The organism is Ectopseudomonas alcaliphila (assembly GCF_900101755.1).
Classification (GTDB): Bacteria; Pseudomonadota; Gammaproteobacteria; order Pseudomonadales; family Pseudomonadaceae; genus Aquipseudomonas; species Aquipseudomonas alcaliphila.
The window spans coordinates 171,323-190,475 of the sequence record NZ_FNAE01000006.1 but is presented as its reverse complement, the minus strand read 5'-3'; the positions used below and the strand labels follow the sequence as shown (position 1 = coordinate 190,475).

At 64.1% G+C, this 19,153-nt stretch carries 18 protein-coding genes; 5 read left to right on the top strand and 13 right to left on the bottom strand.

What is annotated here, in order from left to right; translation table 11 throughout:
• Positions 1–18: 18 nt before the first annotated feature.
• The 8 genes from BLR77_RS18585 to BLR77_RS18550 form a co-directional block, all read right to left on the bottom strand.
• Positions 19–1,974: a S9 family peptidase gene (locus BLR77_RS18585; RefSeq protein WP_074680587.1), complete on the bottom strand. Its 1,956-nt coding sequence runs from the start codon at positions 1,972–1,974 to the stop codon at positions 19–21.
• Complete coding sequence (gene pqqE / locus BLR77_RS18580; RefSeq protein ID WP_074680585.1) at positions 1,962–3,116, bottom strand: pyrroloquinoline quinone biosynthesis protein PqqE; 1,155 nt, start codon at positions 3,114–3,116, stop codon at positions 1,962–1,964. Before pqqE ends, BLR77_RS18585 begins: the two co-directional genes overlap by 13 nt.
• On the bottom strand, positions 3,088–3,366 hold the full coding sequence (gene pqqD / locus BLR77_RS18575; protein ID WP_074680583.1) for a pyrroloquinoline quinone biosynthesis peptide chaperone PqqD: 279 nt from the start codon (positions 3,364–3,366) through the stop codon (positions 3,088–3,090). The genes pqqE and pqqD overlap by 29 nt, the downstream gene beginning before the upstream one ends.
• A 73-nt stretch (positions 3,367–3,439) precedes the next feature.
• Entirely contained in the window at positions 3,440–4,192 is a 753-nt protein-coding gene (gene pqqC / locus BLR77_RS18570; RefSeq protein WP_074680581.1) for a pyrroloquinoline-quinone synthase PqqC, read from the bottom strand.
• Positions 4,193–4,215: 23 nt separating this feature from the next.
• Positions 4,216–5,130, bottom strand: coding sequence for a pyrroloquinoline quinone biosynthesis protein PqqB (pqqB, locus tag BLR77_RS18565; RefSeq protein WP_074680579.1), 915 nt, complete (start codon positions 5,128–5,130; stop codon positions 4,216–4,218).
• A gap of 46 nt (positions 5,131–5,176) precedes the next feature.
• Complete coding sequence (gene pqqA / locus BLR77_RS18560; RefSeq protein ID WP_003243383.1) at positions 5,177–5,248, bottom strand: pyrroloquinoline quinone precursor peptide PqqA; 72 nt, start codon at positions 5,246–5,248, stop codon at positions 5,177–5,179.
• Positions 5,249–5,772: 524 nt separating this feature from the next.
• On the bottom strand, positions 5,773–7,293 hold the full coding sequence (exaC, locus tag BLR77_RS18555; RefSeq protein WP_074680577.1) for an acetaldehyde dehydrogenase ExaC: 1,521 nt from the start codon (positions 7,291–7,293) through the stop codon (positions 5,773–5,775).
• 321 nt (positions 7,294–7,614) lie between these two features.
• Entirely contained in the window at positions 7,615–9,390 is a 1,776-nt protein-coding gene (locus BLR77_RS18550) for a methanol/ethanol family PQQ-dependent dehydrogenase (protein ID WP_074680575.1), read from the bottom strand.
• Between the two features lie 226 nt (positions 9,391–9,616).
• Between BLR77_RS18550 and BLR77_RS18545 the strand changes: the two genes are divergently transcribed.
• Complete coding sequence (locus tag BLR77_RS18545; RefSeq protein ID WP_074680573.1) at positions 9,617–10,003, top strand: hypothetical protein; 387 nt, start codon at positions 9,617–9,619, stop codon at positions 10,001–10,003.
• Positions 10,004–10,177: 174 nt separating this feature from the next.
• On the opposite strand, the gene BLR77_RS18540 is transcribed toward BLR77_RS18545, so the two are convergent.
• From BLR77_RS18540 to pedF, 4 genes are all read right to left on the bottom strand, one after another.
• On the bottom strand, positions 10,178–11,107 hold the full coding sequence (locus BLR77_RS18540; RefSeq protein ID WP_074680571.1) for a quinoprotein relay system zinc metallohydrolase 1: 930 nt from the start codon (positions 11,105–11,107) through the stop codon (positions 10,178–10,180).
• A gap of 52 nt (positions 11,108–11,159) precedes the next feature.
• Positions 11,160–11,909, bottom strand: coding sequence for a quinoprotein dehydrogenase-associated SoxYZ-like carrier (locus BLR77_RS18535; RefSeq protein WP_074680569.1), 750 nt, complete (start codon positions 11,907–11,909; stop codon positions 11,160–11,162).
• Between the two features lie 21 nt (positions 11,910–11,930).
• Positions 11,931–12,803, bottom strand: coding sequence for a substrate-binding periplasmic protein (locus tag BLR77_RS18530; protein ID WP_074680747.1), 873 nt, complete (start codon positions 12,801–12,803; stop codon positions 11,931–11,933).
• A gap of 82 nt (positions 12,804–12,885) precedes the next feature.
• Positions 12,886–13,308 (bottom strand): cytochrome c-550 PedF, encoded by a 423-nt coding sequence (gene pedF / locus BLR77_RS18525; protein ID WP_074680745.1) that lies wholly within the window; start codon positions 13,306–13,308, stop codon positions 12,886–12,888.
• 290 nt (positions 13,309–13,598) lie between these two features.
• Here pedF and exaA point away from each other — a divergent pair, with 290 nt between their 5' ends.
• The 4 genes from exaA (at position 13,599) to BLR77_RS18505 (ending at position 18,305) form a co-directional block, all read left to right on the top strand.
• Complete coding sequence (exaA, locus tag BLR77_RS18520; protein WP_074680566.1) at positions 13,599–15,461, top strand: quinoprotein ethanol dehydrogenase; 1,863 nt, start codon at positions 13,599–13,601, stop codon at positions 15,459–15,461.
• Between the two features lie 100 nt (positions 15,462–15,561).
• Positions 15,562–16,221: a pentapeptide repeat-containing protein gene (locus BLR77_RS18515; protein ID WP_074680564.1), complete on the top strand. Its 660-nt coding sequence runs from the start codon at positions 15,562–15,564 to the stop codon at positions 16,219–16,221.
• Positions 16,222–16,575: 354 nt separating this feature from the next.
• Complete coding sequence (locus BLR77_RS18510) at positions 16,576–17,007, top strand: DUF2231 domain-containing protein (RefSeq protein WP_074680562.1); 432 nt, start codon at positions 16,576–16,578, stop codon at positions 17,005–17,007.
• Positions 17,004–18,305: a PQQ-dependent sugar dehydrogenase gene (locus BLR77_RS18505; RefSeq protein ID WP_074680560.1), complete on the top strand. Its 1,302-nt coding sequence runs from the start codon at positions 17,004–17,006 to the stop codon at positions 18,303–18,305. Before BLR77_RS18510 ends, BLR77_RS18505 begins: the two co-directional genes overlap by 4 nt.
• 260 nt (positions 18,306–18,565) lie before the next feature.
• Here the strand turns inward: BLR77_RS18505 and BLR77_RS18500 are convergent, their stop codons facing one another.
• Positions 18,566–19,132 (bottom strand): hypothetical protein, encoded by a 567-nt coding sequence (locus tag BLR77_RS18500; RefSeq protein WP_074680558.1) that lies wholly within the window; start codon positions 19,130–19,132, stop codon positions 18,566–18,568.
• Positions 19,133–19,153 lie beyond the last annotated feature (21 nt).

The window sequence follows — 19,153 nt, the reverse complement described above, 5'->3', positions numbered from 1 at the left end:
ATGCAATGCGACCTGCGATCAGCTCAGGCGCTGATAGAAGGCATGTTCGGCGCGCAGCGCATCGGCCAGATTGGCGGCCTGACGGAAACCATGGCGTTCTTCGGCGAACAGGTGATATTCCACCGGCAAACCGCGCTGACGCAGGGCCTCGACCATGGTTTCGGTCTGGCTCGGTACCACCACCGCATCCAGCGCGCCCTGAAAGAAAATCACCGGTGCCTTGATCCGTTCGGCCTGCAACAGGGGCGTGCGGCGCTGATAACGCTCGGCATCCTGCTCCGGGTCGCCGATCAGCCAGTCCAGATAATCCGCCTCGAACTTGTGGGTCAGCCGACGCAGTGCCAGCGGATCACTGACGCCGTAGAGACTGGCACCGCCACGCAGTTGTGGCAGCTCGGCAAGCGCCCGCAATGCGCTGAAGCCGCCGGCGCTGCCACCGCGTACGAACACGCGCCGAGGATCGATACGCCCCTCGCCGGCCAGGGCTTCTATGGCGGCGCGAATGTCCTCGACCTCCAGCGCGCCCCACTGACCAGCCAGACGCAGGCGATAGTCGCGACCATAACCACTGCTGCCGCGATAGTTGAGATCCAGCACGGCATAGCCGCGTAATGTCCAGAAGGCGATGCGCGGATCGAACACCGGGTAGCAGGCCGAGGTCGGCCCGCCGTGCAGGAAGATCACCAGCGGCGGGCGCTCGGGCCCATCAATCGGCGCATAGAAAAAACCATGGCACTGTTCGCCCTGCCCTACCTCGCAGCTCAGGGCCTCGGGGCGGGAAAGCTGTATTTCGGGCAAGGGCTGCTCGCCGCCGGCGAGTATTCGCAGTGCGCCATCGCGGCGGCGAATGGCGAGCACCGCCGGCAACCGATCCGGTGCGGCAGCGATGCAGTAGAAATATTCGCTGTCGGCAGCCAGGGAGCGGAAGCGGGTGAAATCTTCAGCCAGCCGCCGCGTCACGATTGCTGTTCCGTAGGGTGCGCCGTGCGCACCAGCGGTCTCGGCACCCAACGAATTGGTGCGCGCGGCGTACCCTACCAGCGCGCCGACATCCTGCTCGAAACGCATCAACAGCAGCTCGTCATTCTCTAGCGGCAGATAGGTGCGGCCGCCCAATTGCCAGGGCGCGGATGCATGATCGTAGGAACCACCCTGGGGTTGCGCTTCGCTATCGAGGCACCAGGGCTGCCACCAGCCGGCCTTGTCGCTCAACACCCAGAGCCTGCCCTGAGCATCGTAACGCGGCTGCTGCAGAGATCGATCGCCCGCCTCGCCGGCCAGCACGCGGGTACGTTCACCAGACTCACGCTGGCACAGGCGCGTGGCGACCCAGGGCTGATGCGGGCGATCCCACTCGATCCAGGCCAGGCGCAGGCCCGTGCCGTCGGCCACCGGGGCCGCGTAGAAGTCAGCCCCCTCGACCAACACATCGCGCTTGCCAGCCAGGCCGATGCGCACCAGGCGATGCACCACCGCATCGCCTTCATGGCTTTCCTCGACCGCCAGCAGCGCCTGCCAGGCGGGCACGAAGGACAAATCGCCGTAGCGGCAATTGACGCGAGTCGTCAGCGCCTGCGGCTCAATATTCGTAGGAGCGGCTGGGCGGCATTCCGCTTCAGCCGCGATTTCTCTTGAATCAGCAAGATTCGCGGCTAAAGCCGCTCCTACGGAACGCCCCACCGGCAGATGGTAGATCTGCTGATCGCGCTCGTTGACGAAGGCCACCCCCTGCTCGGTGGCACAGCACGCGCCACCACCGTACTCGTAGACGCGGCTCTGCACGGAAAACCCCGGCGGCGTCAGCTCACACACGGCGCCGTCGCGGCAGAAGAACAGCCCGCAACGCGCCTGAGCGGGATCGAACGCCACCCACAGCACACCGCCATGGGCAGCATGCAGCTCGGCGAAGTCGGCGCTGGCGGCCGCAGCCTGTTCGGCGCTCCAGATCGAGTCGGTACCGGTCAGGCTTTGCATATGATCCGCGAGGCCTTCTCGTTGCGGTACTGCAGGGCATCCAGCCCCAGCGGCGCCTCATCGGCCTGCTGGCGCGCGGCGAGAATCACGCCATGGTGCGCAGACTTGCTGCACACCGGGTCGGCGTTGCTGGCATCGCCGGTGAGCATGAAGGCCTGGCAGCGACAGCCACCGAAATCCTTGTGCTTCTCATCGCAGCTGCGGCATGGCTCGGGCATCCAGTCGTCGCCACGAAAGCGGTTGAAGCCGAACGAATCGCGCCAGATATGCGAGAGGCTGTGCTCGCGTACGTTGGGAAACTGCACCGGCAGCTGCCGCGCGCTATGGCATGGCAGCGCGGTGCCATCGGGGGTGATGTCGAGAAACAGATTGCCCCAGCCGTTCATGCAGGCCTTGGGGCGCTCCTCGTAATAGTCCGGGGTAACGAAGATCAGCTTGCACGGATGGTTCTCGGCCGCCAGCTTGTCGCGCCATTGATTGGTGATGCGCTCGGCGCGCTCCAGTTGCGCGCGGGTCGGCAGCAATCCAGCGCGGTTGAGTTCCGCCCAGCCGTAGAACTGGCAGGTGGCGAGCTCGACGAAGTCCGCCTCCAGCTCCAGGCACAGCTCGATGATGCGCTCGATATTGTCGATGTTGTGCCGGTGGGTGACGAAGTTGAGCACCATCGGATAGCCGTGGGCCTTGACCGCACGGGCCATGGCCAGCTTCTGCGCGAAGGCCTTCTTCGAGCCGGCCAGCAGGTTGTTCACCTCCTCGTCGGCGGCCTGGAAGCTGATCTGGATATGATCGAGCCCGGCATCGGCGAACTCGGCGATGCGTGCTTCGGTGAGGCCGATACCGGAGGTGATCAGGTTAGTGTAGTAGCCCAGGCCGCGCGCCGCTGCGATCAGCTCGGCCAGATCCTGGCGCACCAGCGGCTCGCCGCCGGAAAACCCCAGCTGCGCCGCGCCCAGCTCACGGGCCTGACGAAACACCTCGATCCATTCGGCGGTGCTGAGCTCGGCGCCCTGCCGGGAGAAATCCAGCGGGTTGGAGCAGTACGGGCACTGTAGCGGGCAGCGGTAGGTCAGCTCGGCCAGCAGCCACAGCGGTGGCCCTGGTTCATGACCTGCTTTAGCGAAGCTCGATCCAGAACTGAGCATGGGCTACCTCCATGAAGGCAAGAATGTCTTCGTCGATACCAGGCACATCGGGGAAGCGCTGGTGCAGGTTGCCAATGATCTCAGCCACCGAACGCTTGCCGTCGATTTGCTGGAGAATCTCGCCGGCGCTGTCGTTGAGCTTGATCATGCCTTCCGGATAGAGCAGCACATGGCAGCCCTGGGCTGGCTCGAACTGCAGGCGAAAGCCGCGGCGGATGGCAGGTACGTTGGGCAGGATGACGGCAGTCATTGTTCGGGCTCCTGACTGGTGCGCGTGGCGCACCCTACAAAACACTCAACCGTGCGCATCGCTTGCTCGAGGCTCATAGTGCGATCCCCCGATGCCAGACACGCTCGGCGGTCACCGTGTGATACGGCGGGCGCTGCAGTTCGTAGGCCATGCTCATGGCATCGAGCATGCTCCACAGCACATCCAGCTTGAACTGCAGAATCTGCAGCATGCGCTCCTGAGCCTCACGGGTGCGGTAGTGCTCAAGGGTGATGCGCAGGCCGTGCTCGACATCGCGGCGCGCCTGGCTCAGGCGATTGCGGAAGTAGTCGTAACCGGCCGCATCGATCCACGGGTAGTGCTGCGGCCAGGCGTCCAGGCGCGATTGGTGGATGGTTGGCGCGAACAGCTCGGTCAGCGAGCTGCTGGCTGCCTCCTGCCAACTGGCGCGGCGGGCGAAGTTGACGTAGGCATCGACGGCGAAGCGCACGCCGGGCAGCACCAGCTCCTGCGACAACACCTGCTCGCGGTCGAGGCCGACCGACTCGGCCAGGCGCAGCCAGGCCTCGATACCGCCCTCCTCGCCGGGCGCACCGTCGTGGTCGAGGATGCGCTGAATCCACTCGCGCCGGGTTTCGCGATCCGGGCAGTTGGCGAGGATCGCCGCATCCTTCAGCGGGATGTTGACCTGATAGTAGAAACGATTGGCCACCCAGCCCTGGATCTGCTCGCGGGTGGCGCGCCCTTCGTACATGGCGCGATGGAACGGGTGATGAATGTGGTACAGCGCGCCCTTGGCGCGCAGCGCCTGCTCGAATTCGGCAGGTGTCATGGCAGCTTGGCTCATCAGAACTCCCCGGTGCGCACAGCCTACAAAACGATGCTCATGCCATCGAACGCGACCTCGATGCCGTGAGCGTCCAGTTCGGCACGCTCGGGCGAGTCCAGGTCGAGAATCGGGTTGGTGTTGTTGATATGGATCAGGATCTTGCGCGCCGACGGCAAACCGTCGAGCACCTCGATCATGCCGCCCGGGCCGCTCTGGCACAGGTGGCCCATCTCGCTGCCGAGCTTGTCGCCGACCTCGCACACGCGCATTTCGTCGTCGCGCCAGAGGGTGCCATCCACCAGCAGGCAGTCGGCGCGGCGCATCCAGCTCAACAACTGCTCGTCCACCTGGCCGAGACCGGGGGCGTAGAACAGGCTGCGGCCGCTGCGCCGATCCTCGATGAACAGGCCGATATTGTCGCCCGGGTGCGGATTGCCCCGGTGTGGCGAATACGGCGGCGCGCTGCTGCGCAGGGCGATGGCGGTGATGCTCAGCGCCGGACATGCCGGAATGCCGAAGGGCTTGGCATCCAGCTCGATCAGGCGGTGCTGCAGGCCACCGTTCCAGTGGCTGAGCATATTGAACAGCGGAAAACCGGTGGTCAGATCCTGGTGCACCATCTCGGTACACCAGACCTGATGCGGACAGCCTTCGCGCAGGGTCAGCAGGCCCGTGCAGTGGTCGATCTGGCTGTCGAGCAGAACAATGCCGGCAATCGCCGTGTCGCGCAGCTTGCGCGCTGGCTGCAGCGCCGGGAAGGCTTCGATCTGCGCGCGAATGTCCGGCGAAGCGTTGCACAGGATCCATTGCTCGCCGTCATCGGAAATGGCGATGGACGACTGCGTACGCGGTTGCGCGCGCAGGGAGCCGGCCCGCACGCCACGGCAATTGCGGCAGTTGCAGTTCCATTGAGGGAAGCCACCGCCTGCGGCGGAACCGAGAATCTGGATATGCATGGGGGTCACCAGCGGGATGCCCCGGACGAGCCGGGGCCAGGAGCAATCAACGGTTGGCGAAATACATCGTTACTTCGAAGCCAATACGCAGATCGGTGTAAGCGGGTTTAGTCCACATGATGCGGTCCTCTTTTTATGGTACCGGGGCATTCCGGCACCCTCATTAAGCCCCCGCCAGGCAAGAGGCCAAATGGTACTTTGGGATGAGTCGGCACTGGCATTGGTAGGTAACGCTATTAGTAGGCATGGATCGCGCCTCGAAGGTTCCTGTCATTGTCGGCTATGAAACATGCGCCAATAAAAAACGCGGCCGAAGCCGCGTCGCGATAAGGATCTGCTGCCGTTCAGGCTCATGGCTGCCCGCAGATCCACCCGGGTAGGGTCCTTCGCCGTGCAAAGGCGGCGCGCCGGAGCGAGCGCGCCGCGATTAGGTCAGAGCCTGCTCACGATCTCGCGAGCTAGAGACCTACAAGGCAGAAACAGGCGAGGAACGGTCGGAGTCGCGGGCGACTGTACTTTTGTCCGCATGACTCGCTTCGCTCGCCCCTCCGGGGCCGCACTGAAGTGCGTTGGCCGCAAGCGGCCTGCCGAGCCTGTTTCTAACGCAGTAGGGCCGACGCGCAGCAGATCGTGTGCTGGCTATCAGAAGAAGCCCAGCGGATTGATGTCGTAGCTCACCAGCAGGTTCTTGGTCTGCTGGTAGTGGTCGAGCATCATCTTGTGGGTTTCGCGGCCGACACCGGACTTCTTGTAGCCACCGAACGCGGCGTGCGCCGGGTACAGGTGGTAGCAGTTGGTCCAGACGCGACCGGCCTTGATCGCGCGGCCCATGCGGTAGGCGACGTTCATGTCGCGGCTCCACACACCAGCACCCAGGCCGAACTCGGTGTCGTTGGCAATCGCCAGGGCCTCGGCTTCGTCCTTGAAGGTGGTCACGCCGATCACCGGGCCGAAGATTTCCTCCTGGAACACGCGCATCTTGTTGGTGCCCTTGAGCAGGGTCGGCTGGATGTAGTAACCGCTGGCCAGATCCCCGTCCAGGCGCTCGGCCGCGCCGCCGGTGAGCACCTGCGCGCCCTCCTGCTGGGCGATCTCCAGGTAGCTGAGGATCTTGTCGAACTGCTGCTGCGAGGCCTGGGCGCCGACCATGGTCTCGGTGTCCAGCGGGTTGCCGCGCTTGATCTGCTTGACCTTCTTCATCACCTCGACCATGAAGGCGTCGTAGATCGACTCCTGCACCAGCGCACGCGACGGGCAGGTGCACACCTCACCCTGGTTGAAGAAGCCCAGCACCAGGCCCTCGGCGGCCTTCTCGATGAAGGCCGGCTCGGCATTCATGATGTCGGCGAAGAAGATGTTCGGCGATTTGCCGCCCAGCTCGACGGTGGACGGGATGATGTTCTCGGCAGCGCACTTGAGGATGTGCGAGCCGACCGGGGTGGAACCGGTGAAGGCGATCTTGGCGATACGCTTGCTGGTGGCCAGCGCTTCACCGGCTTCGCGACCGAAACCCTGGACGATGTTGAGCACACCCGGCGGCAGCAGGTCGCCGATGACCTCCATCAGCAGGGTAATCGACAGCGGAGTCTGCTCGGCGGGCTTGAGCACGATGGCGTTACCGGCAGCCAGGGCCGGAGCCAGTTTCCAGGCAGCCATCAGCAGCGGGAAGTTCCACGGAATGATCTGCCCGACCACGCCCAGCGGCTCGTGGAAGTGGTAGGCCACGGTGCCGTCGTTGATCTCGGCGGTGCTGCCTTCCTGAGCACGGATGCAGCCGGCGAAGTAACGGAAATGGTCGGCGGCCAGTGGCACGTCGGCGTTGAGGGTTTCGCGCACAGCCTTGCCGTTGTCCCAGGTCTCGGCCACGGCCAGCAGCTCGAGGTTGGCTTCGATGCGGTCGGCGATCTTCAGCAGGATGTGCGAGCGTTCCTGCACGCTGGTGCGGCCCCAGGCGTCGGCAGCAGCGTGTGCGGCGTCCAGCGCCTTGTCGATATCGGCGGCGTTGGAACGGGGAAATTCGGCGATCACCGAGCCGTCGACCGGGCTGGTGTTGCTGAAGTACTGGCCGCTCAGCGGGGCGACGAACTCGCCGCCGATGTAGTTGCCGTAGCGCGGCTTGAGGGTGACGACGGCGCCTGCGGAACCCGGTTTCGCGTAAATCATGATGCTGACCTCTCTTGTTGTCGGAGCCCGCTGCCAATCGGGGAAGCGAGTCATGGTTCGATCTTAGGAAGCCCCCTGAAACCTCGGTATGCGCCCATGGCACAGATCACCTAGTCATTTGGTAGTAGAGCGGTCTGGCACGGGCTTTTGGCAGCGAGGTACGAGGCTGTGGAAGCTAAAGGCTAGACCCGTTCCCCTGCTCTTGCGTTCCCAAACGCAAAAATCCACCGTGGTATTTCGCAGCAGCTCAGTGCCATCCGACAGACTCCAGAAACGACGATGGCCGGACAGAGTCCGGCCATCGTCTGCCACTTCAACCGATCAGCGCTTGGCCACCAGCTCCTTAGGCAGCTTGAAGGTCCACAGCATGCCACCCTGGTTCAGGTGCTTGACGCGCTTGGCCACCTCGCCGCCCCACAGCGGCACCGCCCCGCCCCAGCCGGACAGCACCGAGACGTACTGCTCGCCGTCCATTTCCCAGGTCACGGGCGAGCCGATCACACCCGAACCGGTCTGGAATTCCCAGACCTTCTCGCCGGTCTTGGCGTTGAACGCCTGCAGGTAGCCTTCCGGGTTGCCGGTGAACACCAGGTTGCCCTTGGTGGTCAGCACCCCGCCCCACAGCGGCGCGTAGTTCTTGTGGCGCCAGACTTCCTTGCCGGTCTTCGGATCGATGGCGCGCAGCACACCGATGTAGTCCTCGTTGAGCGGCTTGATGGTGAAACCGGCGCCCAGGTAGGCCGCGCCTTTCTTGTAGGCGATGTCTTCGTTCCAGATGTCCATGCCCCACTCGTTGGACGGCACGTAGAACAGTCCGGTGTCCTGGCTGTAGGCCATCGGCATCCAGTTCTTCGCACCAAGGAAGGCCGGTGCGGAGAATACGCTCGTGCCCTTCTCCGCCGCGCTCGGCGAGCCCGGGCGGTTGCTGTCATCAAAGATCGGCCGGCCGTTCTTGTCCAGGCCCTTGGCCCAGGTGATCTTGTCGACGAAGGGGAAACCGCGGATGAACTTGCCGTTGGTGCGGTCGAGCACGTAGAAGAAGCCGTTACGGTCGGCAGTGGCCGCCGCCTTCACGGTCTTGCCGCCTTCCTGGTAGTCGAAGGAGATCAGCTCGTTGACGCCGTCGAAGTCCCAGCCGTCGTGCGGAGTGGTCTGGAAGTGCCACTTGATGCTGCCGTCGTCCGGGTTCAGCGCCAGGCGCGAGGACGAGTAGAGGTTGTCGCCAGGACGCAGGTGCGAGTTCCACGGGGCCGGGTTGCCGGTGCCGAACAGCAGCAGATTGGTGTCGGCGTCGTAGTAGCCGCCCAGCCAGGGCGCGGCGCCGCCGGTCTTCCAAAGGTCGCCCGGCCAGGTCTTGCCGGCCTCGCCACCGCTGATGCCGTTCTCGACCGCCTTGCCGTCCTTGTAGACGTAACCCATATGGCCTTCCACAGTCGGGCGGCTCCACAGCAGCTCGCCGTTCTTCGGATCGAAGGCCTCGATCTTGCCGACCACGCCGAACTCGCCACCGGACACGCCGGTGATCAGCTTGCCATTGACCACCAGCGGCGCCGCGGTGATCGAGTAGCCCGCCTTGTGATCGGCGACGTTCTTGCGCCACACCACCTTGCCGGTGTCCTTGTTCAGCGCCACCAGTTTGGCGTCCAGGGTGCCGAAGATCACCAGGTCGTCATACAGGGCGACGCCACGGTTGATCACGTCGCAGCAGGGGCGGATATCGTCCGGCAGACGCGCCTCGTATTGCCACAACTCACGACCGGTGCGCGCATCGACAGCGAACACCCGCGAATAGGAGGCGGTGACGTACATCACGCCGTCCTTGATCAGCGGCTGCGCCTGCTGGCCGCGCTGCTTCTCGCCGCCGAAGGACATGGTCCACACCGGGCGCAGTTCCTTGACGTTCTGCTCGTTGAGGATGTTCAACGGGCTATAGCGCTGGCCCTGCAGGCCGAGGCCGTTGGTGACGATCTCGTCGGTGGTGGTGGCATCCTTGAGAATCTCGGCGTCGGTGACCGCCAGCGCGGCGGCGGACGGCAACAGCATCGCCGCGCACAGCGCGGTGAGGAGGAAAGGCTGGCGAAGACCGGTGTGTTTCATTGCGGCTACCTCTGCGGGTTCATTGTTATTGCCGGGAAATTTTCCCGGTGTGCCGCGAATTCTTGGCTCACCCAGGCCACCCAACAATTGCACCCCCAGCCGATTTTCCTCGTTCCTTGGTAGCAATACCGGCTGTAGCGAAGTCTCGGCCTGCAATGATCGCGATTGCGGCGGCCGGGTCTTTGCCCGACACTTGCCCGCCCGCACATTTTGACCGGAGACGCCCGTGCCCCATCCTCGCCAGGAAACCCTCAACCATCCCGACGCCCTGGACTGCACCGTCTATCGCCCCGACGAGCAGGATCCGGACGCCGAAGAACAGGATCTGGGCGACGCCAAAGTCCTCATCACCGGTGCCTTCGAAACGCCCCTGGACTGGGATGCGCACCAGCGCGAGGACTACTTCGGCGAAGAAGATCCCACGCACTTCGTCACGGCCCATATCGAGTGCCTGGCCAAACCGGCCACCAAGGCCTTCTTCATGGCCGAGAGCGGCGATTACGTGGCCGTGCAGGCCAGTCTGGACGAGGTGGTGATGTACTACGTCTACGACCACGAAGAAACCGACCACGGTCGCCACTACGTGCTGATTCGTGATGACGAAGAGCTATAGGCCCAGACGTACTGTGGGAGGCGCTTCAGCGGCGATGTCCTCAAGCATGTAGCCCGGATGAAATCCGGGGATTTCTCCCGGATTTCATCCGGGCTACGAAACTGGTGCTCCTGTAGGAGCCGGCTTGCCGGCGATAAAGTCCACCGGCCAACACCATCGCCCGCAAGCGGGCTCCTACGGGTTGGCATCCACCCGCACCATGGCGTTGCGCTCGTAGTGCGGGTAGAGGTGGCTGACACTGCGGATCAGCTCGTAACGACTCAGGCTGACCTGGGCGAAGCGCTCCGGAATAGGCGCGCGGATCAGCTCGTTCATCTCCGCGCCCTGCTCCGCGCCCTGGCGCAGCAAGCCATCGAGCCAGCCCAGGTAATCACGCATCTGCACGAACGGCGCAGCATCGGTGGTCAGCGGCCCGTGACCGGGCACGATCTGCTTCCAGGGCAAGGCCTGGAGGCGATCCAGATCGGCCAGCCACACGTCCAGGCCCGGGCTGTTCGGCGTGGTCAGCGCGCGCTGGTAGAACAGGATATCGCCGGCGAACAACACGCCCGTGCGCTCATCGAGAATCACCAGGTCGGCGCCGGTGTGCCCACGTAGCGCCAGCAGCTGCAGGCGTCGGCCGCCAATTTCCAGCGTGCCTTCTTGCAGTTCCTCGGTGGGCAATACCACCTCGGTGCCACGCATCCAGTCGCCGACCAGACGGTACATATTCTCCGCCATGGCGTCGCCCTGCTCGGCCAGCAACCGGGTGGTCTCGGGTAGCGCCGCGATGGGCACGCCGGCAAAAGCCTGGTTGCCCAGCACATGATCGGGGTGATGGTGAGTCAGCAGTACGCGCACCACCTGTTTGCCGGTGGCCTTCTCGATGCTCTGGCGCAATGCCTCGCCATAGCGGCGCGACGGGCCGGTATCGATCACCACCACGCCGTCCGCGGTTTCGATAAAGCCGACGTTGACGATATTGCCGCCGTTGTCCGCGGCGAAGTTATCGGTGCTGCCTTCCAGCAGCCAGACGCCCTCGGCGATCTGCCGCGGTTGCAGGTGGTAGTCGAGTGCCTGGGCCAGACTGGCGAGCAGGCAGGTCAGCAATAACATCCAGCGCATGGAAGCACTCCCTGAATGGGTTGGTGCGCGCGGCGCACCCTACTGAACGTGTTCAGAACGCGGCCTGGAATTCGTTGCCGTTGTTGTCGCGCAGCCACAGCTCGGCCTGCTGATCGCCGCGCAGGTCGAAGGTCAGCGTGGGATTCTCGCTGACGGCTGGGAACAGCTCGATACGCCCCAGCACCTGGCCGCCCTCGCCGCGCAGTTCGGCCTGCTCGATGTAGAACTCGGGAATGCCGCCGACCAGGCCGTTGTCCATGGGGTGCGACACCTGCAGGCGCAGACGGCTGTGCTCGCCACGCACGAAGCGTTTGCCCAGCACCTGGCCCAGGCGCTCCTCCCAGCCGGCTTCGGCACGTACCACGCTGGGTGCAGTGCAACCGCCGCCTGCCGCCTCGACGCGGGCCGAGCCGATGTGCCAGACGCCATCGTCGGTCAGCACTGCCGCGCGAATCGGCGTGGCCTGCTCGACGCGGATGCGAATGGCCAGGCTCGGTTCGAGCTGCGCGCCGGGAGCAAAATCGAAGATCTGCGGGATGGGGTTGAGCTCGGCCCAGGCCAGGATGCGCTTGACCCGGCCACTGTAGGCCCTGGCGTCGATCTGGATCGGCACCTGACGCGCATCCTCGGCGAACAGCGGCACATCCAGACGGATGCTGTCGTCGAAGACGAACGTCTCGCCATTCAGCAGGCGCTGATGGTAGTAGTCCCACATCACCGAAGTGACCGGGTCGGTACCTTGCGCCCGCGCCTCCCAGGCCCAGGCGAACAGGGCCAGCAACACCAGGGTCCGCCAATCCATCGCCCACCTCCGGCTCACGCCTTATTGGTACTGTTCAGGCTTCTCAAAGCGCAGCCCGTAGCGCACATAGAGGCGCTCGAGCGAGCCATCAAGAATCAGGTTTTCCAGCTGTTCTTCCAGGGCGTAGGCCAGTTGCCGGTTGGTTTCGTGCACCGCCATGCCGATTTCCCAGATCTGCCGGCCCATGTCCGGGTAGGCGTTCTCGGCCAGGGCCAGCTGCGGGTCGTTCGCCTCGTGCAGCAGCCAGTCCACCTCGCCACGCAGCGCCATCACCGCGTCCACTTCACCACCCTGCATGGCGGCGAAGGCCAGCTGCGGCGTCGGGTAGTGACGGGTTTCCTGGCTGAGCATGCCGCCCTGCACCGAACTCAGATAGAACGAGGGCACGCTCTCGACCTCGACCCCGACCGGATGCTGGCGCAACGCAACGATGCTCGGCACCTCGGGCAGCCGCCGACGGTCGAACGCCAACTGCCAACGCTCGCGCTGATAGGGGCCGAACATCACCACGCGCTCGTTGACCAGCTCGCCCAGATCGTTGCGCATCTGCGCGTAGTCGCGGTCGTAAGGCACGCGCAGCATCAGATCGGCCAACTGCCCCTGCGCAGTGACTCGGCCACGCCAGATGTAGTCGCGCAGGTCATCGTCGAGCTTCTCGCCTGGCGGCGCCCACATCAGCTCCAGCTTGAGGCCGAGGCCGTCAGCCAGCGCCTTGGCCAGCTCGTAATCGATGCCACGCGGCTGGCCGTCCTGCTCGTAGCTGTATGGCGGGAAGTTCTGGTACAGCGCCACACGCAAGGTGCCCAACTCGGTGATGCGGTCGAAGTCGCGCACCTGTGCCTGGGCAGTGCCCAGGCACAGCAGCAGGCCACACAACAGGATCAGTCGGCGCATGGCCTCAGAGAGGGTGAAGAAATCGTCGCCAGCGAAGGCAGGTCGCGCTGGGCCTGCGCGCAGCAGATTTTTCATCACGCTCTTACTCCTCGACGTGCACGCTCTCCAGATAGCTACGTACCGCCCACAGCGCTTCCTGGCTGAGGAAGTCGGCCATCTTCGGCATGTACACGCGGCCATCGCGCACCGCACCGTTGATCACCCGCTCCTTGTACCACTCGTCGCCCATGGCCCCCAGTTCCAGCAGGCGCAGGTCCGGGGCGATACCGCCGGACTTGGCTTCCAGGCCATGGCAGGCGGCGCAGTTCTGGTTGTAGGCCGAGGAGCCAATTTCGATGGCGCGCGGGTTGTCGCGATAGGGATTCTCTTCCAGCCACTCTTCACCCAGGGGCTCAAGGCCGTCGGTATTGACCGCCTGCGGCACCACATCGCCGTGGGCCCACAGATTGGTCGACGCGGCGAGCAGCAACAACGCCAGGGTGGATTGGATCTTCTTGTTGTTCATGGCCAGGACCTCATCGAATGCACGCAAGACAGCTCGCACAGAGCTCGTGGCGACCATCTTAGAAAGGCCGCGCAGCACGCCGAATGCTGCTTTGGTGGTTGCGCTCTAGTCCCTTGGTAGTAGGGCTTGGGTGGGGGTTTTGGTGATGCCTTGGGAGCAAGGCCAAGTCATGGGCCGACCGGGAAATCCTCCCGGCAAAGGCGGGAGTTTTTCCGTAGGCGCGAAGCGGTGCGAGTTCCACCATCGAACTGCCACTGCGGCGATCACTTTCTTCAACGGGAAGCACAACCATGACAACAAGAAACCTACCCAGCACCCCACGCCCCCTGGCGCTGGCCCTGATGCTGGCCGGCGGCCTGGCGCTGAGCCAGGCCGCGTTCGCCAAGCCGGTCACCTGGGATGACATTGCCAACGACCACACCACCACCAGCAACGTGCTGCAGTACGGCATGGGCACCAACGCCCAGCGCTGGAGCCCGCTGGCTCAGGTCAACGACGACAACGTGTTCAAGCTGACCCCGGCCTGGAGCTATTCCTTCGGTGACGAGAAGCAGCGCGGCCAGGAGTCCCAGGCCATCATCCATGACGGTGTGGTCTACGTGACCGGTTCCTACTCGCGCGTCTTCGCCCTCGACGCCAAGACTGGTAAGCGCCTGTGGACCTACAGCCACCGCCTGCCCGACGACATCCGCCCGTGCTGCGACGTGGTCAACCGTGGCGCCGCCATCTATGGCGACAAGATCTACTTCGGCACCCTCGACGCCCGCGTCGTGGCGCTGAACAAGGACACCGGCAAGGTGGTGTGGAACAAGAAGTTCGGCGACCACGCCGCCGGCTACACCATGACCGGCGCGCCGACCATCGTCAAAGATGGCAAGAGCGGCAAGGTGCTGGTCATCCACGGCAGCTCCGGTGACGAGTTCGGTGTGGTCGGCAAACTGTTCGCCCGCGACCCGGATACCGGCGAAGAAGTCTGGATGCGCCCGTTCGTCGAAGGCCACATGGGCCGCCTGAACGGCAAGGACAGCACCCCGACCGGCGACGTCAAGGCGCCGAGCTGGCCGGACGATCCCAACCACCCGACCGGCAAGAAGGAGGCCTGGAGCCAGGGCGGCGGCGCGCCGTGGCAGAGCGCCAGTTTCGATGCCGAAACCAACACCATCATCATCGGCGCCGGCAACCCGGCACCATGGAACGGCTGGGCGCGCACCGCCGATGGCGGCGATCCTAAGGACTACGACAGCCTGTACACCTCCGGCCAGGTCGGCGTCGACCCGACTACCGGGGAAGTGAAGTGGTTCTACCAGCACACCCCGAACGACGCCTGGGACTTCTCCGGCAACAACGAACTGGTGCTGTTCGACTACAAGGACAAGGACGGCAAGGTCACCAAGGCCACCGCTCACGCCGACCGCAACGGCTTCTTCTACGTGGTCGACCGCGCCAACGGCAAGCTGAAGAACGCCTTCCCCTTCGTCGACAAGATCACCTGGGCCAGCCACATCGACCTGGAAACCGGGCGCCCGGTCGAGAACGAAGGCCAGCGTCCGCCGAAGCCCAAGCCGGGCGAAAGCAAGGGCGAGGTGGTCGAGGTCTCCCCGCCCTTCCTCGGCGGCAAGAATTGGAACCCGATGGCCTACAGCCAGGACACCGGCCTGTTCTACGTGCCGGCCAACCACTGGAAGGAGGACTACTGGGCCGAGGAGGCGCACTACAAGAAAGGCTCCGCCTACCTGGGTATGGGCTTTCGCATCAAGCGCCTGTTCGACGACCACGTCGGCATCCTGCGGGCGATGAACCCGACCACCGGCAAGGTCGCCTGGGAACACAAGGAGCGCCTGCCGCTATGGGCCGGCGTGCTCGCCACCAAGGGCAACCTGGTGTTCACCGGAACCGGCGACGGCTACTTCAAGGCCTTCGACGCCAAGAACGGCAAGGAACTGTGGAAGTTCCAGGTCGGCACCGGAATCATCTCCCCACCCGTCACCTGGGAGCAGGACGGCGAGCAGTACATCGGCGTGACCGCTGGTTACGGCGGCGCTGTGCCGCTGTGGGGCGGCGATATGGCCGAGCTGACCAAGCCGGTCGCCCAGGGTGGATCCTTCTGGGTGTTCAAGCTGCCGAGCTGGGACAAGACCAGCGCCCAGCGCTAAGGGCCCAACGCATGGCGCACCGTAGGGTGCGCCATGCACGCTACCCGTGGGAGGGGCTTTAGCCGCGACAGCCTCCCACCAACTCATCCGAGGACTCGCCATGAATTACCTGCCTCTGCTTATCCCGGTCCTGCTGCTGGTAATCGGCAGCCACGCCATCGGTGCCGAAACCGATAACGACGGCGTGCCGCAGATCAACGGCTGCCGCATCGAACCCGACAGCCAATGCCCCAACGCCAACCTGCGTAGTGCCGACCTGCGCAACCTCGACATGCGCCGCATGAACCTGTCCGGCGCGGATCTTTCCGGCGCCGACCTGCGCCACGTCAACCTCGACCTGGCCAATTTGGAGAAAGCCAAGCTGCGCGGCGCCAACCTCACCCGCGCCAGCCTGCAACAGAGCAACCTGCGCCTGGCCGACCTGTCCGGCGCCAGCCTGGTGGCCATCGGTGGCTGGGGCCTGTTCGCCCAGGCTGCCGAGTTCGAAGGCGCCGACATGCGCGCCGCCAACCTGGAGTTCGCCCGCCTCTCCGGGGCCAAGCTGCACAACGTCCAGCTGCAGGCGGCCAATCTGGAAATGACCTGGCTGAGCAAGGCCGATCTCAAAGGCGCTCACCTTGAAGATGCCAACCTGCAAGAGGTGAAACTCGGCGGCTCCAACCTGGAAAACGCCAACCTCAGCGGCGCGCGTACCCGCTTCGGCAACTTCCAGGACGCCAACATACCCGGCTGCGTGCAATGCCCCAAGGGCTGGGACTGATTCCCCGCAAACCACGTAGGGTGGGCCGGGCGGTGATCCGCTTCAGCCCACCAAAAGCAAGCACGATAAACGCCGATCCGCGTTCTGGCGGGTTGCACCCGCCCTACGCCGCTCAACGCTCTCCCCCGTAGGAGCGGCTTCAGCCGCGATGCGCTCATGAACATCGCGGCTAAAGCCGCTCCTACACCTCACGCGAGCACCAGATCCAACACCTCACACCAAAAACCTCGCTCTCCCGCCCGACAGCAAAACAACCTGAACCATGCCCACGCAGGGCAATCCCTTCTTAGGAACAGCCAGATCGAGGCGGCAGCGTCCAGGCCGCCATCAGTCATTGCCCAAGAGGGACCTGCCGTGACCACCACCACAGCAACGCCACACGCCTACCCCAACATCCTCAGCCCCCTGCATGCCACCTTGCTGTGCGGCCAGGTGCCGCTGTTTCTCGGCGCCCTGCTCGCCGACATCGCCTACTACCGCAGCTACCAGATCCAGTGGAGCAACTTCGCCTCCTGGCTGATCGCCGGTGCCCTGGTATTCGCCGGCCTGGCGCTGCTGTTCGCCCTCGTCGGGCTGTTCCGTGCACGTGGCAGCTCGCGCCCGCTCACCTACTTCCTGCTGCTCCTGGTCACCTGGGTGCTGGGTTTCATCAATGCGCTGGAGCACGCCAAGGACGCCTGGGCCGTGATGCCCATGGGCCTGGCCCTGTCGGTGATCGTTACCCTGCTGGCTATCGCCGCCACCTGGGTCGGCCTGGCCCAGCCACGCACAGGAGACGCCCGATGAAAACGCACCTAGCACTGACCGCCCTACCCCTGGCCCTGCTGCTGACCGCCTGCGGCGAAGAGCCCGGCAGCAACCAGCAGTTCTACGGCGCCCAGCCGGACTTGCCCGAGCCCGAACGCGGCATCCTGCCAAGCATGACCATCGCCGAGCCGACGCCCTGGGGCGATCAGCGACCGACCGTGCCTGAAGGCTTCAGCGTCAACGCCATCGCCACCGACCTGAAAATCCCCCGGCAAACCCTGGTGCTGCCCAACGGCGACATCCTCGTTGCCGAGGGCCGTGGCGGTAACGCTGCCAAGCTCAAGCCCAAGGACGTGATCGCCGGCGTGATCAAGGCACGCGGCAACACCACGGTGGAAAGCGGCAACCGCCTGACCCTGCTGCGCGACGCCGATGGCGACGGCAGCTACGAGCTGCAGACGGTGTTCGCCGACGACCTCAACGCGCCCTACGGCCTGGCCCTGCACGAAGGCAACCTGTACGTGGCCAACCAGGACGAACTGGTGCGCTTCGACTACGAAGAGGGCCAGACCAAGGCCAGCGGCCCGCCAAGCAAGGTCGCCGACCTGCCGTCGGAGATCAATCACCACTGGACCAAGGCGCTGACCATCAGCGAAGACGGCCGCTACCTGTACGTCGGCATCGGCTCCAACAGCAATATCACCGAACGCGGCATGGAGGCCGAAGTCGACCGCGCCCTGGTCTGGCAGGTGGACGCCGAAACCGGCGCCTACAAGCCCTACGCCACCGGCCTGCGCAACCCCACCGCACTGGCCATCCAGCCGGGCACCGGCACCTTGTGGGCAGTGGTCAACGAGCGTGACGAACTGGGCGAAGACCTGGTGCCCGACTACCTCACCTCGGTGCAGGAAGGCGGCTTCTACGGCTGGCCCTACAGCTACTTCGGCCAGCACGTCGACCCACGGGTGAAGCCGCAGGATGAGGACAAGGTCGCCGCCGCCATCGCCCCGGACTACGCCCTAGGCGCCCACGTCGCGGCGCTAGGCCTGGACTTCTCCAGCGAGGTGATGGGCGAGCAGTATGCCGACGGCGTATTCGTCGGCGAGCACGGCAGCTGGAACCGCAAGAACCCGGTGGGCTACAAGGTGATCTTCGTGCCCTTCGAAAATGGCCGCCCTTCAGGCGACCCCATCGACTTCGTCACCGGCTTTCGCGATGAAGACGGCAAGACCCGTGGCCGCCCGGTGGGCGTGACGGTGGATCCGAACGGCGCACTGATCGTGGCCGATGATCTGGCGAATACGATTTGGCGGGTGGTAAGGGAAGGTAGCGAGTGAGGCTAAGGGAAACGACATATGGCTCCCACGCTCCGCGTGGGAGCTAGCCCGCGACGCTCTGCGTCGCCAGCGGATGCATATGCACCACGATCTATAAGCGGACGCGGAGCGTCGAGGGCTGCATTCCCACGCAGAGCGTGGGAATGATCAAACGAAGCGCTTCCACCCTCAACAACGGAGCTGCGGACATGGTGGGCAAGCTTCGCGCTGTCAACCCCTTTTGGATATTCGCAGCTACGGTGTGTTCGTGTGCCAAGTGCTCAATGAAAGACAATGGCTCCATCATTCGCACACATGGAAAATGCCCTCATCCAATCCTGATAAGAAGTACGAAAATACTCGTCAGAATGTTTTGAAGCGACAGCCTCATATTGAAGGAAGTCCTTATAAACTCTTTTGCATACGACAGGGCCGATGACACCCTCTGCATCAGAGAAATCAATAAGCTCCCAGAATGCTCCTTTCTCGCCATTCCAAACGGCAGCATCGTACCGAAGCTCAGTTTCGCCGTTGAATGATTTGTATGGCGTCTGCTCGTAGCCAGCGAGCTTTGCCAACTCGTTCCGCCAGTAGTTGTACCCGGTATAGGAACCTGCTCTGAAGTCGAAGGCCGACTCGTAGCGGTATACCTGCCAAGCTGTCAGGCCATCGAAACGCTCTGCGAAATCCACGGGAGCCAACTGGATTTGATTAGGCTCCGATGGCTCTCCGTAACTATCTAATTTTGGCGATGGAACGGCAGTTAGTTTTTCGTAAGCCGTTACATCCAGCCCAGCATTTGCAAAAAACGGCCACAAGAATACTACGATAAATAACTGACGAAACATGAATAGTCCTATATGAAAAAT

What these genes read in the sequence shown, in the direction of transcription:
- BLR77_RS18530 (WP_074680747.1), bottom strand. Translation starts at nt 12,803, where the DNA reads ATGCGCCGACTGATCCTGTTGTGTGGCCTGCTGCTGTGCCTGGGCACT.
- BLR77_RS18535 (WP_074680569.1), bottom strand. Translation starts at nt 11,909, where the DNA reads ATGGATTGGCGGACCCTGGTGTTGCTGGCCCTGTTCGCCTGGGCCTGG.
- BLR77_RS18505 (WP_074680560.1), top strand. Translation starts at nt 17,004, where the DNA reads ATGAAAACGCACCTAGCACTGACCGCCCTACCCCTGGCCCTGCTGCTG.
- pqqB (WP_074680579.1), bottom strand. Translation starts at nt 5,130, where the DNA reads ATGCATATCCAGATTCTCGGTTCCGCCGCAGGCGGTGGCTTCCCTCAA.
- BLR77_RS18550 (WP_074680575.1), bottom strand. Translation starts at nt 9,390, where the DNA reads ATGAAACACACCGGTCTTCGCCAGCCTTTCCTCCTCACCGCGCTGTGC.
- BLR77_RS18515 (WP_074680564.1), top strand. Translation starts at nt 15,562, where the DNA reads ATGAATTACCTGCCTCTGCTTATCCCGGTCCTGCTGCTGGTAATCGGC.
- exaC (WP_074680577.1), bottom strand. Translation starts at nt 7,293, where the DNA reads ATGATTTACGCGAAACCGGGTTCCGCAGGCGCCGTCGTCACCCTCAAG.
- exaA (WP_074680566.1), top strand. Translation starts at nt 13,599, where the DNA reads ATGACAACAAGAAACCTACCCAGCACCCCACGCCCCCTGGCGCTGGCC.
- pedF (WP_074680745.1), bottom strand. Translation starts at nt 13,308, where the DNA reads ATGAACAACAAGAAGATCCAATCCACCCTGGCGTTGTTGCTGCTCGCC.
- BLR77_RS18540 (WP_074680571.1), bottom strand. Translation starts at nt 11,107, where the DNA reads ATGCGCTGGATGTTATTGCTGACCTGCCTGCTCGCCAGTCTGGCCCAG.
- pqqC (WP_074680581.1), bottom strand. Translation starts at nt 4,192, where the DNA reads ATGAGCCAAGCTGCCATGACACCTGCCGAATTCGAGCAGGCGCTGCGC.
- BLR77_RS18500 (WP_074680558.1), bottom strand. Translation starts at nt 19,132, where the DNA reads ATGTTTCGTCAGTTATTTATCGTAGTATTCTTGTGGCCGTTTTTTGCA.
- pqqD (WP_074680583.1), bottom strand. Translation starts at nt 3,366, where the DNA reads ATGACTGCCGTCATCCTGCCCAACGTACCTGCCATCCGCCGCGGCTTT.
- pqqE (WP_074680585.1), bottom strand. Translation starts at nt 3,116, where the DNA reads ATGCTCAGTTCTGGATCGAGCTTCGCTAAAGCAGGTCATGAACCAGGG.
- BLR77_RS18585 (WP_074680587.1), bottom strand. Translation starts at nt 1,974, where the DNA reads ATGCAAAGCCTGACCGGTACCGACTCGATCTGGAGCGCCGAACAGGCT.